Annotated in this window: 27 protein-coding genes; 15 read left to right on the plus strand and 12 right to left on the minus strand. The window is 44.2% G+C overall.

The window, feature by feature from the left end:
• Positions 1–7 precede the first annotated feature (7 nt).
• From ACOOFG_RS10650 to ACOOFG_RS10715, 14 genes are all read left to right on the plus strand, one after another.
• Positions 8–1084, plus strand: a complete 1077-nt coding sequence (locus tag ACOOFG_RS10650) for a Ppx/GppA phosphatase family protein (protein ID WP_420421452.1) — start codon at positions 8–10, stop codon at positions 1082–1084.
• Between the two features lie 30 nt (positions 1085–1114).
• Positions 1115–2092, plus strand: a complete 978-nt coding sequence (locus ACOOFG_RS10655) for a glycosyltransferase family 2 protein (RefSeq protein WP_420421453.1) — start codon at positions 1115–1117, stop codon at positions 2090–2092.
• Between the two features lie 69 nt (positions 2093–2161).
• On the plus strand, positions 2162–3115 hold the full coding sequence (gene sctJ, locus ACOOFG_RS10660; RefSeq protein WP_420421454.1) for a type III secretion system inner membrane ring lipoprotein SctJ: 954 nt from the start codon (positions 2162–2164) through the stop codon (positions 3113–3115).
• A 9-nt stretch (positions 3116–3124) separates the two neighbouring features.
• Positions 3125–3991: a hypothetical protein gene (locus ACOOFG_RS10665; RefSeq protein WP_420421455.1), complete on the plus strand. Its 867-nt coding sequence runs from the start codon at positions 3125–3127 to the stop codon at positions 3989–3991.
• Positions 3984–4610: an HrpE/YscL family type III secretion apparatus protein gene (locus ACOOFG_RS10670; protein ID WP_420421456.1), complete on the plus strand. Its 627-nt coding sequence runs from the start codon at positions 3984–3986 to the stop codon at positions 4608–4610. Before ACOOFG_RS10665 ends, ACOOFG_RS10670 begins: the two co-directional genes overlap by 8 nt.
• 3 nt (positions 4611–4613) lie before the next feature.
• On the plus strand, positions 4614–5477 hold the full coding sequence (sctR, locus tag ACOOFG_RS10675; protein ID WP_420421457.1) for a type III secretion system export apparatus subunit SctR: 864 nt from the start codon (positions 4614–4616) through the stop codon (positions 5475–5477).
• Between the two features lie 7 nt (positions 5478–5484).
• The gene (gene sctS, locus ACOOFG_RS10680) at positions 5485–5754 is read left to right on the plus strand and encodes a type III secretion system export apparatus subunit SctS (protein WP_420421458.1); all 270 of its coding nucleotides are present in this window, start codon (positions 5485–5487) and stop codon (positions 5752–5754) included.
• 58 nt (positions 5755–5812) lie between these two features.
• Positions 5813–6604, plus strand: coding sequence for an EscT/YscT/HrcT family type III secretion system export apparatus protein (locus ACOOFG_RS10685; RefSeq protein WP_420421459.1), 792 nt, complete (start codon positions 5813–5815; stop codon positions 6602–6604).
• A gap of 61 nt (positions 6605–6665) precedes the next feature.
• On the plus strand, positions 6666–7763 hold the full coding sequence (locus ACOOFG_RS10690; protein ID WP_420421460.1) for an Lpg1974 family pore-forming outer membrane protein: 1098 nt from the start codon (positions 6666–6668) through the stop codon (positions 7761–7763).
• Positions 7764–7834: 71 nt separating this feature from the next.
• Entirely contained in the window at positions 7835–8941 is a 1107-nt protein-coding gene (locus ACOOFG_RS10695; protein WP_420421461.1) for an Lpg1974 family pore-forming outer membrane protein, read from the plus strand.
• Positions 8942–9046: 105 nt separating this feature from the next.
• Positions 9047–10090, plus strand: coding sequence for an Lpg1974 family pore-forming outer membrane protein (locus ACOOFG_RS10700; RefSeq protein WP_420421462.1), 1044 nt, complete (start codon positions 9047–9049; stop codon positions 10088–10090).
• 670 nt (positions 10091–10760) lie between these two features.
• Positions 10761–11924 carry an Lpg1974 family pore-forming outer membrane protein gene (locus tag ACOOFG_RS10705; protein ID WP_420421463.1) on the plus strand — a complete coding sequence of 388 codons (1164 nt, stop codon included), beginning with the start codon at positions 10761–10763 and terminating at the stop codon, positions 11922–11924.
• A 167-nt stretch (positions 11925–12091) separates the two neighbouring features.
• Positions 12092–13123 (plus strand): Lpg1974 family pore-forming outer membrane protein, encoded by a 1032-nt coding sequence (locus ACOOFG_RS10710; protein ID WP_420421464.1) that lies wholly within the window; start codon positions 12092–12094, stop codon positions 13121–13123.
• 37 nt (positions 13124–13160) lie between these two features.
• Positions 13161–14267, plus strand: coding sequence for an Lpg1974 family pore-forming outer membrane protein (locus tag ACOOFG_RS10715; protein ID WP_420421465.1), 1107 nt, complete (start codon positions 13161–13163; stop codon positions 14265–14267).
• On the opposite strand, the gene ACOOFG_RS10720 is transcribed toward ACOOFG_RS10715, so the two are convergent.
• The 12 genes from ACOOFG_RS10720 to pgeF form a co-directional block, all read right to left on the minus strand.
• Positions 14264–14461: a hypothetical protein gene (locus ACOOFG_RS10720; RefSeq protein WP_420421466.1), complete on the minus strand. Its 198-nt coding sequence runs from the start codon at positions 14459–14461 to the stop codon at positions 14264–14266. The two genes, ACOOFG_RS10715 and ACOOFG_RS10720, sit on opposite strands and share 4 nt — an antisense overlap.
• 214 nt (positions 14462–14675) lie before the next feature.
• Entirely contained in the window at positions 14676–15935 is a 1260-nt protein-coding gene (locus tag ACOOFG_RS10725; RefSeq protein WP_420421467.1) for an aminotransferase class V-fold PLP-dependent enzyme, read from the minus strand.
• On the minus strand, positions 15916–17055 hold the full coding sequence (sufD, locus tag ACOOFG_RS10730; RefSeq protein WP_420421468.1) for a Fe-S cluster assembly protein SufD: 1140 nt from the start codon (positions 17053–17055) through the stop codon (positions 15916–15918). Before sufD ends, ACOOFG_RS10725 begins: the two co-directional genes overlap by 20 nt.
• The gene (sufC, locus tag ACOOFG_RS10735; protein ID WP_420421469.1) at positions 17052–17786 is read right to left on the minus strand and encodes a Fe-S cluster assembly ATPase SufC; all 735 of its coding nucleotides are present in this window, start codon (positions 17784–17786) and stop codon (positions 17052–17054) included. Before sufC ends, sufD begins: the two co-directional genes overlap by 4 nt.
• Positions 17786–19225, minus strand: a complete 1440-nt coding sequence (gene sufB / locus ACOOFG_RS10740; RefSeq protein WP_420421470.1) for a Fe-S cluster assembly protein SufB — start codon at positions 19223–19225, stop codon at positions 17786–17788. Before sufB ends, sufC begins: the two co-directional genes overlap by 1 nt.
• 59 nt (positions 19226–19284) lie before the next feature.
• On the minus strand, positions 19285–20268 hold the full coding sequence (locus ACOOFG_RS10745; protein ID WP_420421471.1) for a hypothetical protein: 984 nt from the start codon (positions 20266–20268) through the stop codon (positions 19285–19287).
• Between the two features lie 109 nt (positions 20269–20377).
• Positions 20378–20932 (minus strand): hypothetical protein, encoded by a 555-nt coding sequence (locus ACOOFG_RS10750; protein ID WP_420421472.1) that lies wholly within the window; start codon positions 20930–20932, stop codon positions 20378–20380.
• 71 nt (positions 20933–21003) lie between these two features.
• On the minus strand, positions 21004–21732 hold the full coding sequence (gene kdsB / locus ACOOFG_RS10755) for a 3-deoxy-manno-octulosonate cytidylyltransferase (RefSeq protein WP_420421473.1): 729 nt from the start codon (positions 21730–21732) through the stop codon (positions 21004–21006).
• Complete coding sequence (gene rfbB / locus ACOOFG_RS10760; protein WP_420421474.1) at positions 21729–22730, minus strand: dTDP-glucose 4,6-dehydratase; 1002 nt, start codon at positions 22728–22730, stop codon at positions 21729–21731. The genes kdsB and rfbB overlap by 4 nt, the downstream gene beginning before the upstream one ends.
• On the minus strand, positions 22724–23581 hold the full coding sequence (rfbD, locus tag ACOOFG_RS10765; RefSeq protein WP_420421475.1) for a dTDP-4-dehydrorhamnose reductase: 858 nt from the start codon (positions 23579–23581) through the stop codon (positions 22724–22726). Before rfbD ends, rfbB begins: the two co-directional genes overlap by 7 nt.
• A complete protein-coding gene (gene rfbC, locus ACOOFG_RS10770) occupies positions 23578–24099 on the minus strand; it encodes a dTDP-4-dehydrorhamnose 3,5-epimerase (protein WP_420421476.1) in 522 nt (173 codons plus the stop codon). The genes rfbD and rfbC overlap by 4 nt, the downstream gene beginning before the upstream one ends.
• A complete protein-coding gene (gene pgeF / locus ACOOFG_RS10775; protein ID WP_420421477.1) occupies positions 24074–24841 on the minus strand; it encodes a peptidoglycan editing factor PgeF in 768 nt (255 codons plus the stop codon). Before pgeF ends, rfbC begins: the two co-directional genes overlap by 26 nt.
• 61 nt (positions 24842–24902) lie before the next feature.
• On the opposite strand from pgeF, the gene ACOOFG_RS10780 reads away from it, so the two are divergent.
• Positions 24903–25562: a hypothetical protein gene (locus tag ACOOFG_RS10780; protein WP_420421478.1), complete on the plus strand. Its 660-nt coding sequence runs from the start codon at positions 24903–24905 to the stop codon at positions 25560–25562.
• The last annotated feature ends 22 nt before the right edge of the window (positions 25563–25584 follow it).

Raw genomic sequence — 25584 nt, forward strand, 5'->3', positions numbered from 1 at the left:
TTTTTTTATGTCAATTGATGCTATTGATTCAACTGAAGGCTTATTCGAAGGGGCCTACTTTCAAGAAAATTCTATTATGCCAATCGATGCTCTCTCTCTAAACCTCGTTCCCGAGATCGAGATGAGTATGCAGGAAAAAGTGCAGCTCAATTCTGCCGAAATGGAGCGCCGCGCAATCATCGATATTGGCTCAGGCGGAACCAAGTATCTCATCGCCGATTACAATCGAGCGACTGGAGACTACACCGTCATTAAAGAAGGGAAAATTAACGTCCCCTATCAAAGAGCTTTGAATGCCTCTGAAGATCATACCTTCGGTGCAGAAATTCGTGAGCAAGGAATTGCAGCTTTTCAAGAAATCCAAGACGTTTTTTATCAATACGGTGTCCAACAAAGTTATGCGTTTGCAACCGAAGCATTTCGCCAAGCAGGAAATGCCACTGATTTTGTTGCAGAAATCGCAAACAGATCGGGAATCAGCGTCCATGTATTAGAGCAAAAAGACGAAGCGGCAATTGCGTTTCAGCAAGCAGCTCTTCATTTAGGTGTTCCTGAAGAACAACTCGTCGTTCTTGAAATTGGAACAGGAAGCTTCCAACTTTCAATCAAAGATGAAACCGCTCATATGGGCGACCTCGGATCTGTTCCCTTTCATCAGCGTATTTTAGAAGAAATTCTCGGAGTCGAAGCGGATGGGAAAATCACCTCGCTAACCGATGAACAGATGAAAGTTGCCGATAAGATTGCACGCGATATCGCTAGGCAAGCAGAAAAAGACATTAAAAATGTCATCCGCGGCGAAGCAGGACGTGCCGTCGTTGGGATTGGTAACCTCTTTACAAGAAGTTTAGCGCCTCACGCCGCCAACCCCGATGTCATCACACGCAGAGACATCCGCAACTTCATCAAAGAAATCCTGCAAAAGTCTCCTGAGGAGATCCAAAACGACCCCTTCCTAAGTACTGATCTTTCAAACGCCATTTTAGCTCTTGGGTTCATGAAAGCCCTTCAGATTCATGAAATCCAGGTTCTCGACACCTCCAATACCACAACTATTTTGAGAAACGACACCAACTGGTCTTAAAACCAGGAAATCCATTACAATAGGCTCATCATGAAAACTGATGAGCCCTACATCATCATTCTGAATTGGAATGGCAAGCAAGATACCCTCGACTGTCTCGAAAGTCTGAGCCATGTGCAGACTCCCCATCAAATCATCGTCGTTGATAATGGTTCCTCGGATGATTCTGTCCAAGCAATCGCTGCTGCCTTCCCCTTAATTTCTCTCATTGAAACAGGGGAAAACCTCGGGTATGCCGAAGGAAATAATGTCGGAATCTGTGAAGCTCTCAAGCGTGGAGCCACCCACTTGCTGATTCTCAATAACGACACGACCGTTGAGCCCGATTTTCTAGATGCCTTCTTAGCACGTGATGACGCTATTCAAGGAGCCAAACCTCTCCTCGCAAGTGACCCTACAACCCTCGATCATTTGGGGGGGATGTGGGAACCAAAAAAAGGGGCCTTTTCCTTAATTGGTTGTCGGGAAGAAGCAAATCGATGGAACGAGAGAATTCCCCTAGACTATGTTTGTGGTGTTGCCCTCTTTGCCAAAGCCGAAGTGTTCAAAAAAATCGGTCTTTTTGAACCTCGCTTTTTTCTGTTTTGGGAAGAAAACGACTGGTGCGCACGTGCCAAACGGGCTGGCTACCAACCTTACTTTTGCCCAAGCGCCAAGCTCTACCACAAAGTTTCCGCATCTTTTACAGGCGGCAAAGCCCACACCACTTATTTTTGGTGGAGAAACCGTCTTTTTTGGATCAAGCGTAACTGCTCCAAAAAAGAAAAGCGCAACCTCTACGTGCGCATTCTAATCCCTGAAATGGGGCACATCCTTAAACTCTACCCCATAAAAGCATTGCAGCTCGCCCTTCTCAAAATTGCGAGGCCTCAAGTTGATCTCACAGAAAAGAAAGAGCGCCTCCGCAATTACAAAGCAGCATTAACGGGAATGAAAGACTATTTTCTCGGCCGTTTTGGTAATGGCCCTACATGGATCTTCACCCGTCCTAATCGCCAGCTCAAGTAAAACAATTTGGTACAAAGTCCCTAACATGATATAAAGAGCAAAAATGGATAACATTCATGAGTACGGATGATGAAAAATAAGATAAAAAGTTGGATACGTTCTTTAATAGTTCTGGGAAGCTTAGCAAGCACATTACTTATTCTTACAGGGTGCGAAAGCAACCATGCAATTGTCAGTAATATCGACGAAAAAGAAGCAAATGTGATCCTTGTCCTGCTCGAAAGTAAGGGAATTCCAGCCCAAAAAATGAAAAGTGAAACCACTCAAATTGGTGGTGGTGGCGCCCCAAAATACACGATCATGGTCCCTGAAAAAGACACGATTGAGGCCATCGCTTATCTCAACCAAAATGGATTTCCCAGACAACAAGGAACAAACCTTCTCGACCTCTTTGCCAAACAAGGTCTGATGACATCAGATAAAGAGGAAACCATCCGCTATCAAGCTGGTCTAGCCCAACAATTGACAAACACGATTTTGATGATCGACGGGGTCATTGATGCCAGCGTTCAACTTTCCTTCCCACCAGAAGAATCTGCTCTAGGCACACCAGGGCAGGAGCAAAAAAAACGGATCACAGCTGCAGTGTACGTCAAGCACCAAGGCGTCATCGACGATCCAAACATTCACCTTGAAAACAAGATCAAGCGACTCATTTCCGGGAGTGTCACAGGACTCGATATCAATGACGTCACAGTTGTTTCTGATAGATCCCGTTTTACAGATATTACCTTAGGCGCAACACCTGAATCTCTCTCTGGCAAGCCTGGGGAATATGTCAGCATTTGGAATATTGTGATGAGCAAAGAATCTGCAGCTCGATTCCGCTTCCTCTTCTTCTTCATCACAGCCCTTGCCGTAGTTCTAGCCATTGCTTTTGGTTGGCTCGTTTGGAAGTTTTATCCAACTCTGAAGAAGAAAGGGGCATTTAAAACTCTTTTAAGCCCAATTCCGTGGATTGGAGGAAAAAAAGCTCCAGAAGAACCCCCTACTCCACCGAGTGAACCCCCACCGGAAGGTTGATAAATCAAAATGAACACAGCTTCATGGATCGCTTTTCGGGATTTGCTTGAAAAAGGCGGTCCCGATAAAAAAATGGCCCTATTACGTTATATTTCTGATGAAGAAAGGGAAAAACTCTTAGATGTTCCTCTTCCTTCACGCGACCCCTTTTCCTACACCATTTCCATGCAAGATCGGGTTCGAGCCATTCACTACTCTTGGCTCATCACCTTTCTAGAACCCTTTGCTGAAAAAGATAAAATTAAAATCTTATCGGCTCTTGAACCAACTCAAGCAGAAAAGCTCAAAAACCATTTCAAAATTGAGGATCATTTAGAAACCCTTTCGCCTCACACTGAGCGATTTTTACTCAGATCAATTTACGAATGGCTTGTTTCAGAGCAAAAAGAGTTCATTCCCCTTGAATTTCTTCCAAGCCATCCGCTGAACCCTATCTTAGACCTCAGTAAAAGCAGCATTCAACACCTCGTCGATTTTCTAGGACTACACGACCTTTCTTTAGAACTAAAAAAAGTTGTCAAAACTGATCAGATCAAAAAAATTCAAAAAGCCTTGTCAAAAACGCAACGTGACTATTTAAAAAACCTTCTGAAAGGAAAAGAACCTGTTTCATTTGCAAGACTGAATTTAGATGGTTGGGATGGAAATGAAGAACAACTGAAAAAGATCTTGCATCATCGAGGATTTAACCGTTTGAGCAAAGCCCTTTTTGGATGCCACCCTTCCCTAATGTGGCACATCACCCACCGTCTCGACACAGGAAGAACAAAAATTTTGCGTAAGTTTTTTACTGATATTAACAATGATCAAGCGCAAGAAGCTTTAACAAACCAAATTGTAGAACTTATCCCCTTAATCCGGCAGCATTATGAGTAAATATTTTTCCCTAATCTTTTCAGGTGAAGTCCATCGTGCAGAAGAAGACAAAGTTCTTCCCGAGGAGGAGTATAGTGTCCTTCTGGATGCACAAGAAGTTTTAGCCAAAGCGAAAGAAGACGTCAAAACTTACCTCAAACAAAACAAAGAAGAGTGTGAAAAAGTTCTCAAAAAAGCAGAAGAAGCTGGCTTTAACAAAGGGCTGACAGAATTTAATAAACAAATTTTGCTCTACGAACAAAAGATGAAAGTGTTGGAGCATGACCTCCAGAAAATGATTCTTCCTCTTGCTTTGAAAGCTGCCAAAAAAATTGTCGGAAGAGAGCTCGAAACCACACCTGAAACCATCGTTGATATTGTTCGTCAGACACTTAAGCCTGTCACTCAAAACCACCACATCAAAATCTACATGAACAAAAAAGACCGCGAAATCCTTGAAGAAAAGAAACAAGAACTGAAGAAATCTCTAGAACTCGTACAAACTTTTGTCATCGAAGAAAGGGAAGATGTCTCACCAGGGGGTTGTATTATAGAGACCGAAGCTGGTATCATCAATGCAAGTTTAGAAAATCAATGGCGTGCACTCGAGTCCGCCTTTGAAGCATTTATGAAACATTAAGGCATGACACTAGCGAAAACACTCTATAGGACACCACTCTTTCTCTTCCTTCTTTTCTTTTCCTTTTTTGCGATGAGTCCCTCCCTCTCCTATGCTCAAGAAGGCGGAGAAGCCACAGCAACCATTAATCCTCAAGATGAAACCCCAGAACAAGCGCAGCAAGAGCAGCTAGAAAACGTTGGCGGCATGAACCGATTTGGTGCTCCAAATGTCGTCACAATGCTCGCCGTCATCACCCTACTCGCTCTCCTTCCCTTTGCCATCTTGCTTCTCACTTCCTACACAAAAATTGTCATTGTTCTCTCTCTTGTTCGTAACGCCTTAGGGGTGCAACAGGCACCACCCAACCAAGTCTTAAATGGCGTCGCCCTCCTCATGACCATCTATGTGATGTTCCCAACAGGTGTGGCCATGTACAACGCCGGAAAAAATTACATCCAGAACGATGCTCCGGCTACTCTCTTTTCTGCTGATACTGCCTCCTACCTCGTTAACGTCATTGAAAAATCCAAAGACCCACTGCGCGATTTTCTCATCCGTAACATGTCCACTGCGCATCAGAAAAACTTCTACCAACTCGCTTATCGTAGCCTTCCACAGGATTACCGATCAGAGCTCACCCCGAACGATTTCATCGTTTTGATTCCCGCTTACATCACCTCGCAAATTAAAGGCGCCTTTGAAATTGGGGTACTCATTTATCTTCCTTTCTTTGTGATCGATCTTGTGACCTCGAACATTCTACTTGCTATGGGAATGATGATGCTTTCACCTTTAACAATCGCTCTTCCACTTAAACTTCTGCTCATTGTCATGACAGACGGGTGGACAATGATTATTCAAGGACTTGTACTAACCTATAAATAATAAAGATATGTACCAATCAGAAATTTATCAGCTTTCTTATCAAGCCTTACTTCTGATCCTTATTTTATCAGGCCCCCCAATCATTATTAGTATGACCCTTGGTCTTTTTGTTGCCATCTTTCAAGCAGCGACGCAGATTCAAGAGCAAACCCTTTCTTTTACTGTGAAGCTTGTCGCTGTTATCATGACGTTGATCTTAATGGGAGGATTTCTAAGCGGGCAAATCATGCAATTTGCGGGCAACATCTTCCAAAACTTCTCGAAATGGAACACATAGATCCGTGGCGCTTTTTGACTACATTTTCAACCTCCCCCATATCTCATGGTTGGATGTCATGTCGCTTTTTATGCTCGCATTCATGCGCATGGCCCCAATCGTGATGTTAGCGCCCTTTTTGGGAGCAAAAACAGCCCCTGTCATGGCACGAACAGGTCTCGCAATTTTCATGAGCATTCTTTTTCTGCCCATCATCGCGCAACACGCCGAGCCGCCTTACGGATTTTCCATGGGCTTTCTTCTTTACTGCACGAAAGAACTTTTGGTGGGGTTTTTCCTCGGTTTTTTGATTTCTGTGCCATTTTTTATGGTCCAATCAAGTGGTATCATCATCGACTACTTAAGAGGTGCGTCGATCATGCAATCACAAGACCCCTCCATGCAAAGCCAATCGTCCCCCATTGGAATTTTGTACAACTTCATTATGATCACTGTATTTTTCAATGTCCAAGGCCCCTTTCTCTTTTTTGAAGGCATTGCCACATCTTATGAAATCATTCCTGCCGATAGCTTCATCAATCCTGCATTTTTTTCGATGAAAATTCCTTTTTGGCAGGTCGCTACAGATCTGGTGAATAAGCTCGTTGCCATTGCAATCCAACTTGCCTCCCCTTGCCTTGTTGCAATTCTCATGGCAGAAATGTTTTTGGGAATTGCCAACCGCTTAGCTCCCCAAGTCCAAATTGCCTTTTTAGGGATGTCGATTAAGTCTCTACTCGGTCTGATGCTCCTTTGGGCTGGATGGTTTTTTATTCTCAAACAATTCTCCTCACAATCTTTCTCATGGCTCGATACGATGGACAAACTCATCCAGAACTTCCATTATCTCGTACCCAAAACTAGTGTCTAGTTGACAAAATCACCAAATCGGCAAATAATTCTTTCAATCAATAGAAATACTGGAGAACTTCATGAAACGACTGTGGCAAACGCTTTTACTCATCCTTCCCCTTTCCTTAAATGCTTTTCACTATGGATCGAATGATCGCGAATCCACAGGAAAAATTGCTGAAGAGTCTTCAAAAGTCATTACACCCGATGCCGGACCGAGTGTCAAAGGAGGGATCAATGTCTTTTTCACAGCCGATTTTCTCTATTGGTCCGCACGCATGGACGGACTGGCATTTGCTACATCTGGATTAGGAAATAATCGTAACGCTGTCAGCAAAGGTTATGCCCATTTTCCTAACTGGAATTGGAAACCGGGTTTTAAAGTAGGAATCGGACACAACCTCCCTCATGATGGTTGGGATGTCGTCATCGAATACACCTATATTCGTAATAATGCCTTTCGCAATGTTACAGGTGGAACCTTAGACCCTAACTGGGACGTTTCAGATCTGATTTCGTTTATCCCAGCCAACCGCATCCCAGGAGTGATCAACTATGCCCGTGGAAGCTGGGACCTCAAATTTAATGTCTTCGACCTTGAGCTTGGAAGAAACTACTTTGTCAGCCAATACTTATCTGTTCGCCCTTTTTCAGGTTTTAAATTCACTTGGCAAGACATCAACTATCATGTTCGCTACCGCACCCTACTGATCGATCAAATTCCAGAATCCTATTTACGTATGAGAAACGATATCGATTTCTGGGGTATTGGTCTCCGTTCAGGTTTAGACCTAACTTGGCATGTTGACACAGCCTTTAGTGTTTATGGAAACCTTGCACTAACAGCGCTATGGGCACAGTATGAAATTCTTCGTCGCGATACCCGCACAGACTTTGCAAGCCCCAATCCAAATCCTACACCACAATTGGGAACAGACCTAATCACTTACAATACAGAAAAAGACTACCACACCATGAAAGGAGTCTTAGAACTCGCAATCGGTATACGTGGAGAGTGGTGGTTTGCAGATGAACGGTATCACTTTCTCATTCAAGCTGGTTGGGAAGAACAGCTTTGGATAAATCACAACCAATTCATCAAACTTCACTTTGTAGAAAGTGCACACGGAGACATGCTACTTCAAGGCTTTGTCTTGAAAGCCCGCTTTGATTTCTGAGTTTTCACTTGAAAAAGAAACCTTTTTTCATGCTAAATAGTTTGTCTAATTTTTAATGCATGGAGAAAGACATGAAGGCAAAATTCAAGACCCTAATTGGAATCTTTGGTTTGCTTTGCATCAGCCAATTGGCTTTTGCAGCCACCGATTCAACTACAAGCGGTTCCTCGAAACCTCGTAAACCGATGTATCGAGAAATCACACCGAATGCAGGACCTCGCGTCGCCTACGGATTTGACATCTTTCTCACAGCTGACTTCATTTACTGGAAAGCCAAGCAAAGTGGAATGACCTATGCAACCACTGGAATTTTAGCTATGCCTCCTGCAGTCCCTTTTGAAAGCATTAGCACTGGACGAGATGCGCAAGTAAGGTACGATTGGGATCCAGGCTTTAAAGCTGGAGCTGGCCTCAACTTTTGGCACGACGGTTGGGATATCTATTTAGAATACACTTGGCTCCACACAAATGGATCTGATTCTATTTCTCGAGCCAACTCAACCATTCCTTCATTTACACTTCCTCCGAATGTCCTCGATGGAGACGTTCTTAATGGAAATTCAGCAACATCAAGAGGACATCTACACTTTAACGTGATTAATCTCGAGCTTGGACGTAACTTTTACGTCAGCCAATTCCTCATGCTTCGACCTCATGTTGGATTCAAAGGAACATGGCAAAACCAAGATTGGAGAACCCGTTACTTTTCAAATGATTTTCGGCTAAATGTACAACAAGGAAATCCCATTGACTTAACAGGTCCCTACCGAATGCATCACCACAACAAGTACTATGGAGTGGGATTCAGAACTGGAATCGACATGGCTTGGCACTTCACAACAAACTGGAGTATCTTCGGTGACGTCGCATGGACAGCAATGTGGTCCCGATACCGTCTCATCCGTCACGACACAGTGGATGACGATACAACAGGTGAAAAGCAACGCAACATGAACACGCGTTCTAATTTTTACGATGTGAAGTTTATTGGTGAATTTCAAATTGGGCTGCGCTTTGAAATCTGGTTCTCAGATGATCGCTACCACTTCCAAATCCAAGCAGGATGGGAAGAGCAAGTTTGGATCAACCACATGACTTTTATCAATGGAATCAGTCCGGCACCGTTCTTCGACCTCACAACGCAAGGTGGAACAGCAATGGTGCGCTTCGATTTCTAATGTCTTATCTTACCGAGCCACACCTCGTGGCTCGGTTTTTTTTATTTAAAAAAATTCCCTTTTCATTTTTTCTCCGAAGTAACGGGGTAACAGCGGAGAAAATCAATGAAATCAAAACTTGCTCTCATTCTTTTCGTAGCATTGACACTTTGTCAATCAGCCTTTGCACATGGAAAACCCATGACCCACGACATCACACCTTATGCAGGTCCTCGAGTGACCTCAAGTGTGAACCTCTTCTTCACTGTTGACTTTCTGTGGTGGAAAGCCAAGCAATCAGGTTTCACCTACGCAAGTGGCGGTGTGCTTACCCAACCAGCTCAACCATTCCAATCCTTAAGTGATGGGAAAGTTGGTCGCGTCTCCTATGATTGGGATCCAGGTTTTAAAGTAGGCGCCGGTTACAAGTTTTGGCATGACAATTGGGATCTTTATGCAGAATACACTTGGTTTCACACCGATGGATATGACTCTAAATCTCGCTTAAGCGGTCTCACCACCACCTTTAACCTACCTGACAATTTCTTCACCCAAGAAGTTTTCAATCGAGCCAATTCCAGAGCAAAGCTTATTTTCAACACAGTTGATCTCGGATTAGGTCGTAACTTCTATCTCAGCCCCAATCTTATGACACGACCCCATATTGGATTTAAAGGAACATGGCAACAAGAAGATTGGCGTACAAGACTGTTTTCTTCATTTATACAAGTTGCAGGAGCTTCTGCTACCGGCCCTTACCGCGTGCATCATCACAGCCGCTACTATGGCGTAGGTATTCGCGCGGGACTCAACACCGCTTGGCACTTCACCTATCAATGGAGCCTTTTTGGGGATATTGCAGCCACAGCCATGTGGTCTCATTATAAATTGCGCCGCCACGATACAATAGATGACACCACAAGTGGCCAGAAACAAAGAACGATTGATGTCCACAGCAGTTTCTTTGATCTTAAATATGTGGGTGAATTCCAAATCGGACTCCGTTTTGAAAACTGGTTTGCCGACAATCGCTATCATTTGCAACTTCAAGCAGGCTGGGAAGAGCAAATCTGGCTCAATCATATGACCTATATCGATCCCATCAGTCCAGCTCCCTATTTTGACCTAAGTCTGCATGGGTTAACGATTATGGGTCGTTTTGACTTCTAATAAGCAACTAAATATCAATAGTTTACGCGTCAACTTGATAAAAACAAAAGAAATTAGAAAAGACCCTGAGTTTTTTGCGAGGAAATGATGAAACAAACCAAATGCAAAACTTGCAAAGATCTGACAGGCCGCCAGCCCCTGCTAAAGATTGACATCTGATTCTAATGGAAAAAGAGGGCTGTTGCGTTGAAGGCGGTGTAGAACTTCTCATTATGACCTCAACACTCACACCAACCTTTTCGGATGAGTCGATTTCTCTTTTATGAAAAGGTCGCCTAGAATTTCTAGGCGGCTTTTTTTATCTTGAACCTGACACAAAAAACGAAACTGTTGGAACGGACAGAACACTTCGCTGGAGCATTTGTTTCAATGCAACAACTTGAACTTGTTTGTCAGTTAAAATTGAAACGCATTTTTATTCGTCGTTTGAATCTTACACTGAAAAAAAACGCATCGTAGCTGGGAGAAACTTGATTTTTTTTCTTCTCATTTTTTCGTTAACCCTCAAGCTTTGCGAAAAAAAATTCACGAAGTCTCTAAATTTCAGATTTTTTTTGTTGAAAAAGAATTTAAAAATCCTGTTTCATAGATCTTAACAAGCATGCCGTATATGCATGCGAAACATTCACAAGAAAAATAGATCTCTAACAGGGAGAAAAAGAGAATGCAAATGAACCTCAGAAAATTGTGGCCCGCTTTAGGGCTCGTGTGCATGAGCTTCTTCTCATTAGCAAGTGCCCAGCCATACGGCAATTCTCAAACAAACTCAACATCCTCTCATAGTTCTTCTCAGGATACATCTGGGCAAGGAACTTACCAACGAGGAACCTACCGTGAAATCACACCAAACGCAGGACCTCGTGTTGCGCACGGTGCAGATGTGTTTATCACAGCAAATTTCATTTGGTGGAAAGCAACACAAGATGGAACAAACTATGCCATTTCAGGTGTTCTAGGGAACAACTCTGGGCAGCTAGTACCAATTCCAGGTGGAATTTCTAGTCAAGGAAGTGTCAAGGATCCAGACTTCGGATGGAAGCCAGGATTTAAAGTTGGCTTAGGTCTGAACCTATCGCATGATGGTTGGGATCTCTACGCTCAATACACATGGTTCCAAAGCAGTGATTCAAGCTCGACAAGCAGTCCTGGAATTACTAATGGTATTCCAGCTGCAACGCCTTCATTGATCGCAGTCGGTGAAACACGCAGAAGTGGCGATTGGGATCTACACTTTAATGTGATCGATCTCGAATTAGGGCGTAACTTTTACGTCAGTCAATTCCTAACACTGCGTCCACACGCAGGATTCAAAGGAACTTGGCAATATCAAGATTTTGACATTCGCATTCGTCCTGAAGGCGGATTCGCGCTACTTGATCCTCAAAACCCTGGAGTACCTTTCTTATTCCCTGTAGGCTCTACATATAAAGCATCTCAAGATCACGATCTTTGGGGGCTTGGAGTTCGCTTCGGTCTTGATACTGGTTGGTATCTTGCCAAGAACTGGTCGATCTATGCAAGAGCTGCATGGACAGCGATGTGGACACACTACGATGTCGATCGTAAAGATACTCTGTCTACAGACGATCCAAACCTCCACACAACTTTCGTTAACACTGAGTTAGACAACTACAGAGTGCGTTATGTTGCAGAGCTTGAACTTGGCCTTCGTTGGGAAATCTGGTTCTACGACGATAACTACCATTTTGCTATCCAAGCAGGATGGGAAGAACAAGTTTGGCTCAACTACGGAAGCTTCATTCGTATTTACAACGATGTACAAAACGATCTTAGCCTCCATGGTTTGAATCTTAAATTCCGCTTTGACTTCTAAGGCTTTGCCCGAAAAGCTCAATCGGAAAAACCCGTTGGGATTGCCCAGCGGGTTTTTTTTATCTCATTCACCTCTAAGTACAAAGCCCCCAATTAAGACTTTTCCCTTTCTAAAAGGAGCGCTTCCCTATATATATAGGTATAGAAGGGAACATCGTGGGGAAGGCGATGAGAGCAAAAATCTTAAGTCTCATCTGTATCTTATTAGCATTTAGCAGATTAGTGGTCAGTGATGAACCGCAGCAGGAGATCACGCCTCCCACAGGCCCCTATGTTAAAAATGGGGTAAATATCTATACCACCCTAGAGTTTCTCTACTGGAAAGCCATTCAGGATGGGCTATGTTATGCCGACTCGGGTGTTGCCGTCGTTCCAGGAACAACGGTGAGCTCTGGAAAGGTCCACCGCCCTGACTTTCCTTGGCGCCCAGGATTTCGTGTAGGTCTTGGCTATTATCCCCCCCTAGATGGATGGGATCTTTATGCAAACTACACCTTTTTGCGTAGCAGTAGTACCGATCGAGCCAAAAATAGTGTCGGAAATATGATTCCTGTGGGACTTCTTTTTCCAGGACTCACCACTGTAAATGTCAACCAAGTCACAGCAGCGAGAAATCATTGGGATTTGCACTTCAACTCTGTAGATCTCGAATTAGGTAGAAGCTTTTACTTAAGTCGGTTTTTAAGTTTCCGCTTATTTAGTGGTTTAAAGTTCACTTGGCAAGATCAAGAAGTCAACAACAAATACACTGCCAATCGCATCACACTTGGCAACACGACACTTCCAGGCATTGCTCGTTCAAAGCATGATCAAGATCTTTGGGGCGTGGGAATTCGACTGGGAGGCAATGGAAATTGGTATTTTTTCCGTAGTTTAAGCTTAGCAACCAAAGTTGCCGTTTCAGGAGTTTGGCTCGATTATGATAATACGCGCAAGGACCAGTACGAGCACTTTGGGAATCCCGCTCTCGTTGTGAACAAATTCACAAGTAATATGGATACCATTAAAGCCGTGATGGAACTGTTTCTTGGACTGCACGGAGAATGGTGGTTAAAAGATGACCGGTACCACCTTGCACTCCAAGGTGGTTTTGATGAACAACTTTGGTTTCACTTAGGACAATTTCTCTTTTTTCCCTCAAGAAGCCATGGTGACTTTTCCATGTTTGGCCTCACAATTAAAGCTCGTTTCGATTTTTAACTTGAAAATCAATCGCAAATCATTTTTCATATAACTTATGAAAAAGATTTTGCTCACCCTTCTTCTTTTTGCTGCCACAATTTCTGCTCTCGCAGAAACAGAAATGCGTATGCGCAATCTAGAAAATCGCGTGAATGCACTTGAGCAAAAGAAAGAATCTGGTGGACACTACGACCCCATTACACCAAACGCTGGCCCCAAAGTGTATGACGGCATGGACATGTTTCTCACTTTGGACTTCATCTTCTGGACCGCTCGTCTCGATTCATTAAGTTATAGCCAATCCGGGATAGGAAGCTTAACCGAACTACGTAATCCTTCCAAAGGGAATGTCAATTCTGTGGATTGGACCTGGGATCCAGGCTTTAAGGTTGGATACGGTTGGACATTTTGTCATGGTGGCTGGGATCTCTATTTGCAATACACCTGGTTCTACACCAATGTTGGTGACGCACGTCATTCACGCCATTTGAAACCTGCGTTTAACATTGTCCCACCTAACGGGCAAGACATCAACATGGAACGCGCACACGCACATTGGGACTTACACTATCAAGTAGGGGACCTAGAACTTGGAAGAAACTATTACATCAATCGGTTCTTAAAGTTGCGTCCCTTTGTTGGAGTAAAAGGAACGTGGCAAAAGCAAGACTACAATGTCTTTTTCGAAGCCATTCCGTTCCAAATCGACCAAAACATCACGATTTTCAATTACAAAATGCGTCAAGACCACATGCTTTGGGGCTTGGGAATGCGCACAGGACTTAACACGTCTTGGCAGTTCCTCAGTTGGTTTAGCCTCTACGGAGACTTTGCTATAACAGGTCTTTGGACACATTATGATCTCGATCGAAAAGATACGTTCTCTGAAGTGATCGACATCAGAGGCCTTGACCTTGCGCGTGATCGCACTTCTGCAAATCTTCAAGACTCCTTCCATTGTGTGAAACCCGTTCTCGAGTTTGCAATCGGATTGCGCATTGAAACTTACTTTAACTGCAACCGCCTCCACGTTCGCTTACAAGCCGGATGGGAAGCACAGGTCTGGCCCAGCCAAACGATCTACATCAATGTACTTGATCAAAGCAATCGCTACGATCTAAGCCTGCAAGGACTCACAGTTAAGTTTAGACTCGATTTCTAAAATCCAATATTTGCTCGCCAATATTGCCACCCCAAACGAAGTGATTTCTTTTCGTTCCATAGAATATCCACAACTGCGTTTTCCCCCGCATTCTTTGCAACGGCCATTGCAGTACCTGATGGGCAAGATAAATTCATATCTGCTCCGGCCAATATAAGTCGTCTCACTATTTTCTCATGACCTTTCTTGCTCACACGATGAAGAGCTGTGCGTCCATGCCTCCAATCTCTATCTCATCGATCTTTGCTCCTCCTTTCAGCAACTCTTCTACGATATCTTCATACCCATACATACTCGCAATATCGTGTCCCCGTTATTATTTTTCTCGTCGACTTTTACCCCTGCATTGAGGAGCTTTTCTACTATATTCTTGTGCCCACTAAGGAGAAAATAAACTAAGAATTCAGGTCAATAAGACATTTCAGGTTTTAAAAGAATTGTTGCTTCTTTCAACGCGTGAAGGAATGCGTCAACATCCTCATACGTGTTATAAACCCCAAACGAAATGCGGGCGAGAGCTTCGACACCAAAACGTCGAAGAACGGGTTGTGCGCAGAGGTGACCTGTGCGAATGGCGATTCCCTTGAGCCCTAAAATGGTTCCGAGATCAAGAGGATGCATTCCCTCGACAGTGAAACTCACAATGCCGCTTTTGGAGGATGCTGTCCCGTAAAGTTTGATGCCTGCCACAGACTGAAGCTTTTCCGTTGCGTAAGTCAGCAATTTTTGTTCCCACTCATGGATGGCAGGGCGACCAATCGATTCGACATAGTCAATGGCAGCTCCAAGCCCAATCACTTCTGCAATGGACGGGGTACCCGCTTCAAACTTTAGAGGAATCGGTTGGTATGTGGTCTTCTCAAAGGTCACTTCTTCGATCATGTCTCCCCCACCGAGGAAAGGAGGTATGGCTTCGAGCAGTTCTTTTTTGCCGTATAGGACACCAACGCCTGTGGGGCCATAAAGTTTGTGGCCAGAAAAGGCGTAGAAGTCTGCATCGAGGTCTTGGACATCAATGGTTAGATGGGGCACTGCTTGGGCGCCATCGATCAGCACTTTTGCACCTACTTGGTGCGCAAGGTCGATGATTTCTTTCATGGGATTGATCGTTCCTGTTGAATTGGCAATGTGCGCAAGGCTTACAAATTTCGTTTTGTCAGTGAGGAGCTTTTTAAAGGCATCGAGATCGAGTTCTGCGTCGTCATTGATCGGAATGACTTTTAGGACAGTCTTGTACATGTCGCAAATGATTTGCCAAGGAACGATATTTGAATGGTGCTCCATTTCAGAAATGAGAATTTCATCTCCTTCTTGCAAAAAGGCACGCGCAAAGCAATTGGCTACAAGGTTGATGGATTCTGTCGTGCCTCGTGTAAAGATGATTTCTTCCTCACGGGGCGCATTGATAAAGTTTTGCACTTTGCTGCGTACTTCGGAGTACATTTCAGTTGAGCGGGCTGCGATTTCATAGACGGCGCGGTGCACTGTTCCATACTCTTCACGATAGAAACGGTTGATTGTCTCGATGACAAGGTTGGGTTTCTGTGCAGTTGCAGCGGTGTCGAGATAGATGAGAGGTTTGCCATTCATCGTTTTTGCAAGCATTGGAAAGTCCTTACGTACTTTCCAAATATCAAAGGGGTGGGCGTCATCGTGATAAGTAGGCATGGATCTCTCCAGAAAATTTGTCGTAAAGGTCTGGCAAGTTCACATCTTGCAATAGTTCGCGACAAAAACCGCGCACGAGATGATCACGTGCAGCATCTTGGCTTAGTCCGCGAGAACGGAGATAAAACAGCTCATCCATATTAGGTTTTGAAACTGTGGCGCCATGTGAAGCTTTCACGTCATCTGCAAAAATTTCCAGGTTAGGTTTGCTAAATGCGGCGGCTTTTTCACTAAGGATGAGGTTATTATTGAGTTGATAGGCTTCAGTTTGTTGCGCCTCTTGCTCAACAAAGATCTTCCCTTCAAAGCTGCTACGTGCGCGATCAGACAAGACGTGTTTAAAGAACTGATTCGAGCGAGCATTCGGTGCTGCGTGATCAATACGTATGTGCACATGTCCTTCCCGCTTTTCATCAAGGAGTGACATCCCTTTTAGGTCTGCTTCTGCTTGTTCTCCTTCAAGAGAAATTGCAAGGTCCCGTCTTTGCACTTGCGCTCCACGTCCAAACGAAAAGAACTTTAAGTTCGCATTTTGTTTGAGCTCTCCTTGGAAGGATAAAAAGTCCCACGCTTCTGCATGTCCCATGGCTTGATCAAAATGTTTGTAAAAACCTCCTTCTTCAACTGTGACATTCAGTACCATGTTGTTCCAAAAAACAGGCGTGTCGCTTTCAATGGCAAAGGTTGTTGTCAGTTCTGCACCTTTGCCAACAAAGATTTCGATGCGGGGGCAAAGTGCACTTTGCGCGGTGTGAATTTTCTGAATGATTTCTAAGGGCTTTTCGATGCGTACGTCGGGTGGCATATAAATAAAGAGCCCTTGCGTTCCAACTGCTAGGTTAAGAAAGAAAAAAGGATCTTTTTCTTTTTTCACTTGAAGGAACGCTCGTTTCTCAAGAAGCGGTCCATAAGTTTTGTAAGCTTCCTCAAGAGGTAGGACTATGAGTCCCGAGGGAGCATCATAATCGAATTCAGGAGACGGAGCAGTGAAGTCTTGCTCTTTCAGTTTTTTGAGCGAGACATAACGAAAAGCCTCTACTTTCCGAGAAGGGAAATCGCCCCACTTCTCCCAAGCATCTTTTCGCACGGGGATCGGGTCTTTTTTCAATGAGAAAGTCATAGCCAGTCATACCCTTTTTCTTCGAGAGTTTGAGCCAGTTCTGGTCCTCCCGATTTGACGATTTTTCCGTCTATGGCGACGTGAACAAAGTGGGGCTGAATGTAGTCGAGTAGTCGCTGATAGTGGGTGATGAGTAGCAAGCTCCGTTTGCCATCCATTTGCTGATTGACGCCGTCTGCAACAACGCGCATTGCATCAATATCTAAGCCTGAATCGGTTTCATCAAGCACAGCGAGGTGGGGCTCTAAAATCGCCATTTGTAAAATCTCATTCCTTTTCTTTTCCCCTCCTGAAAACCCTGTGTTGACATCGCGATCACCAAGCTCAGATTTGATTTTCATTTCTTGCATTTTGGCATCAAGCAGTTGTTTAAACTCGTCTTCTGAAAGGGGCGGAAGGTCTTTGGCTTTACGATGTGAGTTAAGCGCTGTGTGGAGAAAGTGTAAGTTGGAAACACCAGGAATTTCGATCGGGTACTGAAAGCCCATGAAAATTCCTAAGTGTGCGCGCTCTTCTGGTTCGAGTTCGCTCAGGTCTTTTCCCATGAATGTCATGGTGCCGGACGTCACTGTATAACTTGGGTGGCCTGCTAAAACCTTTGCAAGTGTGGATTTGCCGGCTCCATTTGGTCCCATGATCGCATGGATTTCTCCAGGCTTAATTTCCAATGAAAGTCCTTTGAGAATGGGCTGCTCGTCAATTTCGACGTGTAGATCATCAATTTGTAACATTAGCCGACTGATCCTTCTAGTTTTAGGGTTAAGAGCTTTTGGGCTTCAACGGCAAACTCAAGAGGCAGTTCATTAATGACCTCTTTGCAAAAGCCGTTGACAATCATGTGCACGGCATCTTCTTGAGATAAGCCGCGGGATTGTAAGTAAAAGAGCTGTTCTTCGCTCATTTTTGAAGTGGAGGCTTCATGTTCCACTTCAGAATCCTCATTGTGCACTTCTATATAGGGAAAGGTATTGGCCGAGCACCTGTTTTTAACAAGCATGGAATCGCACTGCGTGAAGTTACGCGCTTTTTTCGCGCGTGGGCCAATATGGACAAGGCCTCGGTAGGTATTGTACGACTCATCGGCCGAAATCCCTTTCGACACGATGGTCGAGCGGGTGTTTTTCCCTAAATGAATCATTTTTGTTCCTGTATCGGCCTGCATCTTTCCATTGGTGAGAGCAACAGAATAAAACTCTCCAACAGAATCATCTCCTTGTAAGATACAGCCAGGATATTTCCATGTGATTGCGGCGCCGGCTTCAACTTGGGTCCACGCAATTTTTGAGCGCTTACCAATGCATTTACCGCGCTTGGTCACAAAATTGTAAATCCCCCCTTTTCCTGTACAGCGATCACCAGCATACCAGTTTTGAACGGTTGAGTATTTGATTTCCGCATGATCAAGGGTGACGAGTTCTACAACTGCAGCATGCAGTTGGTTCGAATCGTATGCCGGTGCAGTGCATCCTTCAAGGTAGCTGACAGACGAGTCTTCTTCAGCAATGATCAAGGTGCGTTCAAACTGCCCTGTTTCACGTTCATTGATGCGAAAGTAGGTCGAGAGTTCAATGGGACATTTGACTCCTTTGGGAACATGAACAAACGAGCCATCAGAAAACACCGCGGAATTGAGAGCCGCGTAAAAGTTGTCTCCAATCGGAACAACACTGCCCAGATACTTTTCAATCAGTTCGGGATATTTTTGGACTGCTTCGGTCATCGAACAGAGAACCACTCCTGCTTCCGCTAGCGTTTCATGAAAGGTTGTTCCCAGTGAAACAGAATCAAACACGACATCGACTGCCACATTCGCAAGCCGTTTTTGTTCGTCGAGGGGGATTCCTAATTTTTCAAAGGTGCGCAAAATTTCGGGGTCGACTTCATCTAAACTGCTCAGTTCCTGCTTTTTCTTCGGCTCAGAGTAGTAGCGAATGTCTTGAAAATCGATCGGTTCGATTTGCAGATGGCCCCACTCAGGCGGAGTCATTTCTTTCCATTTTCGAAAAGCTTTCAAGCGAAAGTCTAAGAGAAATTGGGGATCATTTTTCTTCTTTGAAATGGCGCGGACAACATCTTCATCCAACCCCTTCGGGAAGGATTCAGATTCAATTTCGGTTCTAAAACCATACTTATAGTCTTCGCGCTCAGCGAGCATCTCTTCAGTTGACATTTGACACCTATTTTTCACCAAAAAGGCTACCGGTTTTAGGCCCCAATGTCAACTCTCTTCTAAAGCCCTGTGAAATAATAATTTTCATTGTAATTGAAGAGAGACGAAAGCGTATGCGATGCAGAAAAATTCAACTCTTGGAGTCTACTCAGAAAACCGCGCAAGCTTTTTTCTTCTCCTGCAACAGCAATTTTTTGAGGTTCAGCTCGATGCCAATCTCGCACCACAATCCCAAAAATTCCAAGCCCTTTTTGGTTATGACCGTGTTCACTCACAAATTGAGCCGCCGTAAAGAAAGACCCATATGGTTGATCTAACCTAAATTTGAGCTGAGAAGAGAGGCTTTCTGTTTCTCTCAGCCGTACTTTGCAAGGGGAAAATTGCCCATAAGTGACCTCACTGTCTCGCTGCGGTTCTAACCCTTCGGAACGAAAAACCCCCGTATAAATCTCCCTTTCATCTAGCGTCTCTGAATGTGCAACACTGTGGTAGAGAAAGCTAAAAGTCTTTTCTCGGATATGGCTCATGTCGTAAATGACAAAATAAAGTTCTAATTCCTGCTCTTGATCAAACTCTTTGAGCCGCACTCGAATGTCATGGGGAAAATGGACTAACTGACTTTTAGGGAGGCGCACTGTCAAGTAAAGCTTGGCTTCTTCACCGGTTTCAGTCCCCTGAATGTGTAAAATTTGTTTGCGTTGCAGCTCTTCGTGTGTCGGAATGATACGTCCGACATGGATCAGATCAAACTCTTTTTGGCTGCGCACGCCGTCACTTGCAATGGCATCCATGCCTTGATTCCACGCTTCTTTTTCTTGCCCGGCTAGCTCGCCTCGTTTGTCTTCCCCAATAGCGATGAGGTTGGGATCGACTACAGCTGTGACCTCAGGTTTATGAGATGTAGGAGGGTTGAAGAACTCATAGACCGTATCAAAAAGCCATTTCACACACAAAATCGCAAACCAAACAAGGTCATAAACGATTTGAAATGGTGCTTTGATGATCGAGACTAGGAGTGAAGAAGAAGGGTCAACTGGAGTCATCTATTACACCTTGTACTTGAAGGCGTCAAAGATGTTATTGAAATTGATTTATTCATGCAAGGGCAGGAGATTTCCCGCCCTTACGATAAGCAATAATTAATCAATATTCCTAATCATATCGCTCGCCACTGTAGTACTGACGACTTGACGAGGAGGATCTAGTAGAAGTCGCTGCTGCATCTAAGATTCTGAGTCCAAGATCAATTCCCAATGTAAAGAGTGTAAACATTCCTTCAATTTTAATAAGATCTAAGATTCCAAATGGACGATAGGTTGCACGTCCTACAAGTGATTTTCCACCCCAGTAAACAAGCTCACCGAGTTTACAAGTTGTATAGAGAATCGTCACTGACGCAAAAAAGTTGACTGCAATATAAATCGCTTTAAAAGCCGGCTCTTCCCGGATTTCACGCATATCCGTCTCTAGAAAACTTTCAAAAAAAGCTTCCTGTATTTTTGCGAAAGGAACGTCTAAAGCTCCTCTCAAAAATCCATAAAACCCTGCATACGTAGAGTTAAAGTTTGCAACCGTAGTTGCTAAAAGTCCTTGATAGAGCCCTTTGTGAAATATTGTATTCAATGGTGGTCTATCATAACTATATCTATTAAAGAAAACCTGATCTATAGCTGCAGGTCTAAAATATCCGTCAGTTGGTTTTACCATAACTTCTTCTCAAAAAAGTTTTTTTTGAGCTCAAATTATAATCTGGGACCTAGTTAAAATAAAGAAAAAAATTATTTGAATTGAGAAGTCAACCTGAGAGCTAGGAGAAGATCTTCTGGCACATCAATCCCTTGCGTCTCGCAGCTGGTTTCGTGAACTTTTATTTTGAGACCCCCTTCCATGAATCGGAGTTGCTCCAAAGATTCGGCTTTTTCAAGCGGAGTGGGAACCATTTTTTGAATCTGCTTTAAGCTATCGGTTTTGTAAGCATAAAGGCCAATGTGCTTGTAATAAGTTGGCTCTTCTACTCGAGCATAAGGAATGGGCGCACGTGAAAAGTAGAGGGCTTGCCCATTTAAATCGGACACCACTTTGACAACATGCGGGCTATGCACTTCTGCATCATCTGTCAACTTTTTCTTGAGCGTCCAAACGTCGCTGCTATCCTCTTCAACTGATTGCAAAAGGTCGTCGATCATCTCACGGTTGATGAACGGTTCGTCTCCTTGCCAATTCACCCAAATATCTCCTTCCAGGAGGCCTGAGTCCATTAGCTCGATAAGGCGGTCGGTTCCACTCGGGCAATTTTCGGAAGTCATGAAATACTCCCCTTGAAACGTCTGCACCAAGTGGGCTGTCTCGTCATGGTCAACAGCAAACACCACTTGATTAAAAACTGGGCAAGCAGTCGCCGCTTCCCAAACCCATTGCAATAAAGGTTTTGAACCAAGACGACTCAGAACTTTACGTGGGAACCGTTTGGAATTGAGACGAGCTGGGATCACACATACAACTTTCATTTTAAACACGCCTTTTCTTCTTGGAGGTGCCACTCAATTGTCTTATCAAGACCTGCTGCAAGGTCGTGACGTGGCTCCCAACCGATCGATGTTTTCATCTTTTCTCCATCCAAGGCATAGCGAAAATCATGCCCTGGCCGATCTTCCACAAATGTGATCAAACGGTGATAATCTGCAGGATCTTTTCCTAATTTGGATGCGAGTGTTTCTAAAATCAGAAAGAGTAAATCGATATTCCGTTTTTCACATGTCCCGCCTACATTGTATATTTCTCCAGGAGTTCCTCTTTGCAAAATTTTCCAAACGGCATCAGCATGATCTTCGACGAAGAGCCAATCTCGAATGTTTTCTCCTTTTCCGTAAACAGGCAACGGCTTTTCATGCAAAGCATGAGAAATCATCAGGGGAATGAGTTTTTCAGGAAATTGGCACGGCCCATAATTGTTACTTGCATGTGAAAGTGTCACGGAAATGCCATAGGTCTTTGCATAAGCGCGCACAAAGTGATCGCTTGCAGCTTTGGATGCTGCATAGGGAGAGTTGGGTAAATAGGGAGAATCTTCGGTGAACACACCTTGCTCACCTAAGGAACCATAGACTTCATCTGTTGAAATGTGATGAAAGTGGACACTTGGATGATGTCGCACAAAGGTTAAAAGGTTGGAGGTTCCTAAAACATTTGTTTCAACAAACACTTGAGGATGGTCAATGCTCCGATCGACGTGCGTTTCAGCTGCAAAGTGCACAATAGCATCGAACGGTCTTTCTTCATAAATTTTTTCAACTAAGTCTAGGTCTAAGATATTCCCATGAAAGAATCGGTACCGTTGATCATTTTCAACAGAGGCTAGATTTCTGATATTGGCCGCATACGTTAAGAGGTCTAAATTGGAAATCGTTCCTTCAAATTCGGTGTCGCAAAGAAGGTAGCGGATGAACGCCGACCCCATAAAGCCTGCGCCACCTGTGACGAGGAGATGACAATCCTTTCCTAGCATTCTACCCTCTCAAAGTACTCTTTTAAACATTCCTGCCAATGTCGCGCCGTTTTTTTAGCAGCTTTTTCGTATTTATCTGTTTTCAAAACTGAAAAAGCGGGGCGTGTAGCTGGTGCAGCATACTCTTGACTGGAGATGGGATCAATCTTTTCACACTTGACTTCGACTCCAGTTTCTTTGAGAAGCTTCAAGATTTCTTCGGCAAATTCAAGCCAGGTCGCTTCGCCTTCATTCGCAAAGTGGTAAATTCCCTGATGATCGAGAAGATCTAAAGCGGCATGGGCTAAGTCTTCGCAAAAAGTGGGACGTCCTTTTTGATCTGAAACAACGCGCAAGCTTTCATGTTGCTTCATGAGATGCGTCATGGTTTGAACAAAGTTGTTGCCTTCAAGGCCAAAAACCCACGAGCTGCGAATGATGCACGCTTCGGGGTTCACTTCTTGAAGTTTTTCTTCACCAAGTCTTTTCGTTTGTCCATAGGTTGATAGTGGAGCTGCAGCCGAGTCCTCCGAATAAGGCGAGCTTTCTTTACCATCGAAAACATAATCGGTAGAAAAATGAACGAGCTTGACGTTGTTTTCTTTTGTAAGCCGGCCAAGAGTTTCTACTGCATGAACGTTCAGTTTTTCTGCTTTTTCCTTTTCTTGTTCCGCGCGATCGACAGCGGTATAACCTGAGCAATTGACAACATGTGTGAGATGGAGCGTTTCAAACTGATGTTGAAGCGATGCTCTATCTGTCACATCAACTTCTTTGCGGGAAGTGACTAAAAAATCGATGTCTCGCTCTTCACATGCCCGTTGCAAGGCTTGTGATAGCATGCCTCGTTTACCAATGATCCATAATTTCATGGTGCTGCCTCCCGCATCGATGGTGCATTTCGGTCTCTTTCCGAGACGATTGATTCTTGTAAGGGCCACTCAATTCCCACCTCGGGGTCGTCAAAACGAAAATTTCGCTCTGCCTGAGGATTGTAGGGCGTGCTGACTTTATAAAGGACATGCGCTTCCTCACTGATCACCTGAAACCCGTGAGCAAACCCTACCGGAACAAAAAGTTGCTGATGGGTCTTGTCATCGAGATAAACTCCTTCCCACTGCCCAAAAGTGGGAGAATCGGTGCGAAGGTCCACAATGACATCGTAAATCTTACCTACAGCTACACGTACAAGCTTAGCTTGAGCACCTGGAGAAACTTGAAAGTGCATGCCGCGAATCACTCCTTTTTTAGAATAAGAGTGATTGTCTTGAACAAATGAAGGAAGGGCGAGCCCCTGCTTGTAGGCTTCAAAGAAAAAACCGCGCTCATCTCGGTGAAGTCGCGGTGTGATCAGAAGAGCTTCCTTAAGTGACAATTCTTGAATTTCCATACTCATGCGATAATAGTTTGACCTCTGACTTAAGCGCAACCACTGTTCCATGGTGACCAGTTGGCTTATCACGCCGGTAGGAAAAGCAATCGATCGGATTGGAGTAAGTGCAAATCCCCGCCACTTCAATATTTTTTTGAAGAACCCCTTCTTCTCGAAGTTGCTGACGACTAATGGCCCAAAAATCAAAATATGTGGGCAAGGTCTGATACCGCCAAAAGTGGGGCGGAAGCTCAGATTCGTAATGTTTAAACTCAGCTTTTTGAGGTCCTAAACTTGGAGAAATGCAAACCCTGAGCTCCTGGGGATTTGTTCCATAGAGATCTCGCATCTTTTGAATCGTTTCGCGATAAATATTTTTAACACTTCCCCTCCAACCGCAATGGACATTCGCAATGACCTCGGATTCGGGGTCGAAAAAGATCGCTGCTTGGCAATCCGCATGACGGACCATGAGAGCAACCCCTTTTTCACGCGTGATCATTCCATCGTAATTCTCATAAAGAGCCCATCCCTCTTTGGCCTCCGTGACCTCGAGAACATCTGCCTGATGACACTGCTTGAGCTTGATCCCTTTTTCTGCTCCAATCATGTCTAAGGCAAGCTCTTGATCTTCTTCACTCCCCTGTTCACCAAGGTTAAAGTCATCGCCTCTTAAAAAAACTGCATGACTGATTTGAGGAAATTCTCGAAGCAACTTGAATTCGAGCCATTCGACTCCACCTGAAATCACTTTTTTCATTTTAAAATACGACTTCCTTGTGCTAAACTTCCTTCTGATTCTACTCGATGGAGGAATATAAATGCGAAAAACACTCACACGCTCGGCTTGGCTCCTGATGCTCCCTATCTTTTTGACAAGCTGCGCGAGCTACAAAGCCCGTCCATTAGACACTCTCTCTTTTAATTTCGAAGCCCCACTCGATAACGTTTACACATCGTGCAAAGCTTTCACAAAAGAAGACTCGAACCGCTACCTTGGAAAAAATGTCTTATCCCGTGGGTATCAACCCGTTCAAATTTCGATCCGCAATGATTCAAACGACGCCTTTTACCTTCCAGTCACTGACGTTAGCTTGCCAGTTGTGGATCCAGAAGTCATTGCAGAAGACTTGCAATACTCAACTACAGCCCGCACTGTTGCCATGACGGGAGCTGGAATTGTAGGAGCAAATCTCATTGCTATCCCTAGCGTGTTGGTCCTTGGGCCCCTTGGAGTTTTAGCTCCCCTCGCGATGCTCGTTGCCGCACCTGTTGTCACAGGTGTAAAATCTTCTCAAGCCAACCAACAAATGGAACATGACTACAATAAAAAAGGAGCAAAAGATGTTTACATCTCTCCTCACTCCACAGTGAATATGCTTCTCTTCGTTCCAGAAGATCAGTACCATCCTGACTTCACTATCACGCTCCGCAACACCCGAACAAACGACACACTCATCGTCGACATGCTCTGCAAGTAGTTGTAAGAAATATTTAGATCAC

The sequence above is a fragment of the Simkania sp. genome, assembly GCF_965215465.1.
GTDB lineage: Bacteria > Chlamydiota > Chlamydiia > Chlamydiales > Simkaniaceae > Simkania.